Below are 6,126 nucleotides of genomic sequence, written 5' to 3'. Positions count from 1 at the left end.
GTCCCCCGACGGGCGGACCGGCACCGCCCCGCACGACCACGTCCGCCCGGCCGTCCTTCCCACCCGCGCGGACGTGGTCGTGCCGCCGGGCACGGCGGGCCGAGGTCAGTAGCGCCAGGGACGGCCGGTCTCGCGGTACTCCTCGACCGGGACCAGCGGCACCCCCGGCGCCATCCGGTCGACGTAGAGCCGCCCCTCCAGGTGGTCGATCTCGTGGGCGACGAGCCGGGCCATGCCGAACTCGAACGAGGTGATGATCCGGCTGCCGTCGTACTGGGCGTGCTCCACGTCGAGCCGGAGCGGGCGGGGCACCAGACCCCGGTGGTCGAAGAAGGAGAGGCATCCCTCGTACTGCTCGTCGCTGTCGGGGGAGGCGTCGACGACGCGGGGGTTGAGCAGCACGACGGGGTCGGCCGACCGGTCGGGGGGCCGGACCACCGCCACCGCCCGGTTGAGGCCGAGCTGCGGGGCGGCGATGCCCACCCCCTTGCGGAACGGGTGCAGCTCGTCGAGGCGGACCAGGGTCGCCGCGAGGCGGTCGGCCGCGTCCCGGGCCGCCTGTTCCTCGCGGGGCAGGTCGAACGGGCGCGCCGGCTGGCGGAGCAGGTCGGCGCCGCGCTGCACGATGCCGATGCCGCGCATCCGATCACTGGGCCGGATCCGCCCGGCCTCCTCCGGCTCGGCCTCCGGCCGGCTGCGGTAGCGCCACTGCAACCGGTACCGGGCGTTGAGCGGGGGGTCCTCGGTCGCCCAGTCGAAGAGCACCCGGTCGCCGTCCTCGTGCCTGGTCACGGGCGTGCGCAGCGGGCCCTCCTCCGCCGAGAGCGAGGTCTCCGCGCCCCAGACCTGCGGGTCGAGGGCCGCCGGAAGGTCCAGGCGTACGGCCATCTGCCGGGTGGGCAGCCGGACCGCCCGCTGGAACCAGGGGCCCCACTTGTCGTGCCCGACGCAGTACGCGTACTCGATGGTGGCCCGGTCTCCGGGGTAGAGCGGGAAGCGCCGGTCGGCGTTCTCGAAGAGCAGCCACAGCTCCTTGAAGGCGTCCCGGTCGTGCTTGGCCCGCCAGTGCATCGCCTCCCGCTCGTCCCCCTCCTCCCGGTACGCCCGCAGCCGCAGCTCGGCGAAGGTGAGCGGGTGTTCCCGGTGGTGCAGGTTGGAGCGGCCCGGGTCGTTGGGGTAGCGGTCGACGGCGACCCGCACCAGGTAGCGGGTGACCGGCTCGGTGCCGGCGTTGTAGAGCTCGCGCCGGATGACGCAGCGGTAGGCGTCGTCCAGGTGGGTGAGGGTGGCGAGTTCCCGCTCGACGATCAGGCCGGTGCCGGGCGGCATCCACTGCCCGGGCACGGGCGGGTCCCGGTGTGCCCGCTCGGAGCGGGCGTGGCGCAGCTCGTCGTACTCCTTGAAGCGCTGCCAGACCGCGCCGCCGGCCTCCAGCACGGCCTCGGCGCGGCGCGCGAAGTCCTCGGTGGGGCGGTGCCGCCGCCCCTCGACGTGGCTGACGTACGACGGGTCGAATCCCATCAGGGTGGCGAGCTGTTTCTTGGACAGCCCCCGCCCCGTGCGGTGCCGGGCGATCTCGGCGGCGAAGGATTCGGCAGCCCGATCGAGCGGTGAGGTCATCAGCTTCCTCGTGGCCGGGAGTATCAGTTTCACGTTCTGTGGCGACGCACACACGGAACTGGCACCTTGCCGACACGAATCTTGACAGGAAGCGATGACTGTCGATACTGAGCGTCCGTTTCCCACCCGGCTGACCGGGTAGTACGCCGCAGGCGGGGAGTGACGGGCCCCTCCGGATCCGACACAGGTGAGGCTTCCCTTAGCCCGCGAGCTGTGGTTAGGCTAGCCTTAGCTCAGCGACGGGCGGGTTGCCCGCCGACGGCGACGACGGAGCGGGGTGGGTCCAGTGACAGCGGTGCTGCCGGAGCGGGACGTCGCCGCCGCGCCGCTGGCGCCGGTCACCGCCGCCCTGCGCGCGATGTTCGGCACCGACGACGTGCCCGGCCTCGCACCCGGCCTGCTGGTCCGCGACGAGTTCGGCTGGAGCCCGGCGACCACCCTGGTCGACGGCACCCTCCTGCCGGTGTTCCTGCGCTCGGCCAGCTCGCGCTGGGGCGGCACCCCGCACGCCTGCGCCGCGCTGGCCTGGAAGTCGTACAGCTACTGGACGGCGCTGCCCGTGGCGCTCGGTTGGGCCTCGGCCCGACGGGTGCCGCTGCTCGACCCGGCCGACGTGCTGATCCACTTCGAGGACCACCGACCGCTGCTCACCATGGGACTGCGCCGCTCGACCACCGTCGCGGTGCTGCCGAGCGACCCGCTGGCGCTCGCCGGGCTGCCCGAGGTGCGGGTCGTCGCGGACGAGGCGGAACTGCTCCAGGCGCTCCGGGCCTCGCTGCTCGACGCCCACCTGGCCCCGATGGTCGCCGCGATCCAGGCCGAGGTCCGGATCGGCGCGCGCACCCTGCTCGGTTCGGTGGCCTCGGGCATCGCCCACGGCATCCTCCGGGCCGCCGACGGCCTGCCCGGCTCGTCGGTCGAGACGATCGAGACGCTGCTCGGCGCGCTCGACCTCGCCGACCTGGTGGAGCTGGTCCCGGGCCCGAACGGCGAGCCGACCGTGCAGCGGCGCACCTGCTGCCTCGCGTTCACCCTCCCCAAGCCCAAGATCTGCCAGGGCTGCTGCGTCCGCCAGGCCTGACCGACCCCGGCCTGCGGGCCGCGGCCGTCAGTCGGTGAGCGGGCGGACGTCCCAGAGCCAGACCCCTCCCGTGTACGTGGGCCGGATGCCGGTCAGCTCGGTCATGCCCCGGCGCAGCGCGTCGGCCTGCCGGTGCGGCCCGAGGACGACCGCGCCCGCCCGCCAGTACCGCAGGTCCCCGACCGCGTCGACCCGCGCCTGCGGGGTGATCGGCGGCACCGCGCCGGTCCGCCGGATCTCGGCGAAGAACTCGCTGGTGGGGCGGGGCGGCGCGGAGAACAGGGCGACCCGGTCCCGGCCGGGGCGGGTGTCCGGGCCGAGGAAGTAGCCGCGGGCGATGGGCATGTCCAGGCCGGTCCGCGCCGACCAGCGCAGCGGGTCGGCATAGTGGGTGTCGGGCAGCGGCAGGGTCACGATGCTCCGCCCGCCGTCCGCGTACGCCCGCCAGGCGCCCGACGTGACGAAGGCGGGCACGGGGTCCAGCCGGGTGGTGGGCAGCGGGGTCGGCAGGATCGGCAGCAGGGCCATGGCCAGCACCGTGGCGGTGGCGAAGCGGATCTGCGGGCGCGCCCGCGGGTGCCGCGCGGCCAGGGCGCGCACGTGGTCCGCCCCGTAGGCGAGCAGCACCCCGACGATCGGGGTGATCGCCAGGGCCCACCGGGTCGGCACCACCGAGTGCAGGACGGGCAGGCCCTCCAACGCCGCCCACGGGCCGGGTATCCCGGTCCCCCTGCCGCCCAGCTGCACCTCTCGTCCGAGGGAGAGCAGCCCGAAGAGGAGCGCGAGGGCGGCGAGGCCGCGTACGACGACGTGCCGGCGCAGCCACCAGACCAGGGCGACGACGAGCACCACCAGCGGCCAGCCGAAGAAGGCGTTCTCCTCGGTGGGGTTCTTCGCCAGCCCCTGCGCGCTGCGGGCGTCGCCGGCCAGGGACTCCCGCGAGTACGCCACGAACGACGCGAGGTCCGTCGAGTAGCCCCGGATCAGCCAGGACAGCCCGTTGTAGGCGCCCGGGCCGAAGAACTGGACGTAGAGCGGGTAGGCGAGCGCCACCAGCGCCACGGCGGCGGCCACCGCCAGGCCCGCGAGAAAGGGCCGGACCCGGCGGCGCAGTTCGGGCCGGCCGAGGGCGAGCGCCCCGACCACCAAGCCCAGCCCGATGGCGGTCATCAGCAGCACCTCGAGGTTGATGAAGGCCTGCCAGACGATGACCAGCGCGAGCAGCAACCCGTTGCGCAGCCAGCGCCCCGGCTCGGCGAGCCGCAGGGTGCGCCAGACGATCAGGGGCACCACGTACTGCGAGACGATGTTGGGGTGCGCGTTGGCGTGCGACACCATCGCCGGGGCGTACGCGCAGAACGCCGCGCCGAGCCAGGCGGGCCCGCGGGCGCCGACCACCACCCGGGACAGCAGCAGGTACCAGGCCGTCGCCGTGGCGATCATGCCCAGGGTGAGAAAGAGCAGAAACGACGCGCGGGTGCCGAGCAGGAGCGTGACGGGCGTCATTGGCAGAGATACGGATAATACGGACGTATTTGCCATGAGATTGACGGTCTCGGGCACGTTCATCCGGTCCGACGTGAATGGATCAACAAAATCGGTCACCACGCGCGCGCCGTGCGCCATCATCCACTCGAACTGCGACTGGTCCGTCCGGTTGTCGCGGATGCCGTGCGACGGGCGCAGCCACAGCCGCGCGGTCACCCAGAAGCCCAGCACGACGAAGCTCGCCACCGCGGCGACGTCCGTCCACCACCCCTTCCAGGGCCGTACGCCCCGGTCGGGCCCGCCCGCCGACGCCCCGGGCCCTGACTCGCCGGCGGGGAGGCCCGATTCAGGAGTAGTCATGACGATTCGTAGAGTAGTCAGGCTATGACGCCGCCGTGACATGTTTCGGGGTACTGGCGTACCATGTGCCGGGTTCGCCGACCGCCGATCACGTGCCCACCCCCGACCGCATTTCGGCCACCACGGGTGCCCCGATTCTTCTGCCGCCAGTGCGGATGATTCACTCTGTCGGTCCAGGCGCGGGTCGAGTTCATATCGTGAGGAATCGACGCATGGCAGAAATCACTGGGGATCAGCGTGTGCAGTCCGAGGTCCTGGAGGGCCTCGCGACGGCGGTGAACCACCGTCGCTGGTTCGTCGAGCTGGCCCTGCCGTACCTCGGTGACGACCCGATCGAGATCGGCAGCGGGCTGGGCGACTACGCGCTGGAGTGGGCGGAGCACCTGCCCCGCTTCACCGCCACCGAGGCCGACCCGGACCGGCTCGTCTCGCTGAAGGAGCGGCTGGCCGACCAGCCCCGCATCGAGGTCCGGCAGATGCTGCTGCCGCACTCCGACCGGGGCGACTACAGCGCCGCCGTGTCGTACAACGTGCTGGAGCACATCGAGGACCACGTGGGCGCGCTGCGCAGCATGCGCGACCTGGTCCGGCCGGGCGGCAACGTCATCATCATCGTGCCGGCGTTCCAGTTCGCGATGAGCCCGGCGGACATCGCCACCGGCCACGTACGCCGCTACACGAAGAAGACCCTGGGCGCCGCGATGACCGACGCGGGCCTGACGGTGGAGAAGATCCACTACGCTAACGCGCTCGGCCTGATCGGCTACTTCATGGCGACCAAGGTCTTCCGGCTGATGCCGAAGGAGGGCCCGATGGTCAAGGTCTACGACACCCTCGTGCTCCCCGCCACCAAGGCGGCGGAACAGCGCGTCCTCCCCCCGTTCGGCCAGTCGGTCTTCGCGGTGGCCCGCGTCCCCTCCTGACCCTTTCGGCCCGTCCCATCCGCGATCTTGCACTCCCGGCCCCCGTGCTGCGGCGGTCGCCGCTCCCGCCGGGGCGACAAGTGCAAGATCGCGGAGATGCCGGACGGATGCCGAGTTACTCCTTGACCTGGTAGGTCGGGCGGATCACGGCACGGGCCAGGGTGTGGAAGGCCAGGTTGAAGCCGACGTAGGCCGGGGTGGCGTCGGGCGTCACCTCGAGGCCCTCCACGTCCAGGGCGTGCACCGCGAAGACGTAGCGGTGCGGCCGGTCGCCGGCCGGTGGGGCGGCGCCGCCGTAGCCCTGGTCGCCGTAGTCGTTGCGGACCGTGAAGGCGCCGCCGAGATCGTCCCCGGCCGCGCCGCGCGGCAGCCGCGTCACGCCGGCCGGCACGTTGACCAGCACCCAGTGCCAGAACCCGCTGCCCGTCGGCGCGTCCGGGTCGAAGCAGGTCACCACGAAACCCTTGGTCTCGGCCGGGAAGCCGGACCAGGCGAGCTGCGGCGAGACGTTGCCGCCCCCGACGCTGCCGTGGGCGTACGCGGCGTCCATCGGCTCGCCGTTCTGCACGTCCTCGCTGGTCAGGGTGAACGACGGAACGGTCGGCAGCAGCTCGTACGGGTCCGGGGCGATCGGTCGTTCCAGGGTCATCGGGT

At 72.8% G+C, this 6,126-nt stretch carries 5 protein-coding genes; 2 read left to right on the top strand and 3 right to left on the bottom strand.

From position 1 onward, the window contains the following. Window positions 1-105: 105 nt before the first annotated feature. A complete protein-coding gene (locus tag ACSNN9_RS07210; RefSeq protein WP_436671983.1) occupies window positions 106-1,623 on the bottom strand; it encodes a peptide deformylase in 1,518 nt (505 codons plus the stop codon). A gap of 355 nt (window positions 1,624-1,978) precedes the next feature. On the opposite strand from ACSNN9_RS07210, the gene ACSNN9_RS07205 reads away from it, so the two are divergent. Beyond that, a complete protein-coding gene (locus tag ACSNN9_RS07205) occupies window positions 1,979-2,701 on the top strand; it encodes an IucA/IucC family C-terminal-domain containing protein (protein WP_436671981.1) in 723 nt (240 codons plus the stop codon). Between the two features lie 27 nt (window positions 2,702-2,728). Here ACSNN9_RS07205 and ACSNN9_RS07200 read toward each other — a convergent pair whose 3' ends face one another. Then, window positions 2,729-4,549, bottom strand: coding sequence for a hypothetical protein (locus tag ACSNN9_RS07200; protein ID WP_436671974.1), 1,821 nt, complete (start codon window positions 4,547-4,549; stop codon window positions 2,729-2,731). A gap of 212 nt (window positions 4,550-4,761) precedes the next feature. Between ACSNN9_RS07200 and ACSNN9_RS07195 the strand changes: the two genes are divergently transcribed. Then, window positions 4,762-5,472 (top strand): class I SAM-dependent methyltransferase, encoded by a 711-nt coding sequence (locus tag ACSNN9_RS07195; protein WP_358086546.1) that lies wholly within the window; start codon window positions 4,762-4,764, stop codon window positions 5,470-5,472. Window positions 5,473-5,587: 115 nt separating this feature from the next. Here the strand turns inward: ACSNN9_RS07195 and ACSNN9_RS07190 are convergent, their stop codons facing one another. Continuing rightward, window positions 5,588-6,121, bottom strand: coding sequence for a YbhB/YbcL family Raf kinase inhibitor-like protein (locus tag ACSNN9_RS07190; RefSeq protein ID WP_436671972.1), 534 nt, complete (start codon window positions 6,119-6,121; stop codon window positions 5,588-5,590). Between the last annotated feature and the right edge of the window lie 5 nt (window positions 6,122-6,126).

Source organism: Micromonospora sp. URMC 107, from assembly GCF_051386315.1.
Classification (GTDB): domain Bacteria; phylum Actinomycetota; class Actinomycetes; order Mycobacteriales; family Micromonosporaceae; genus Micromonospora.
This window is presented reverse-complemented; position numbering and strand designations above follow the sequence as displayed.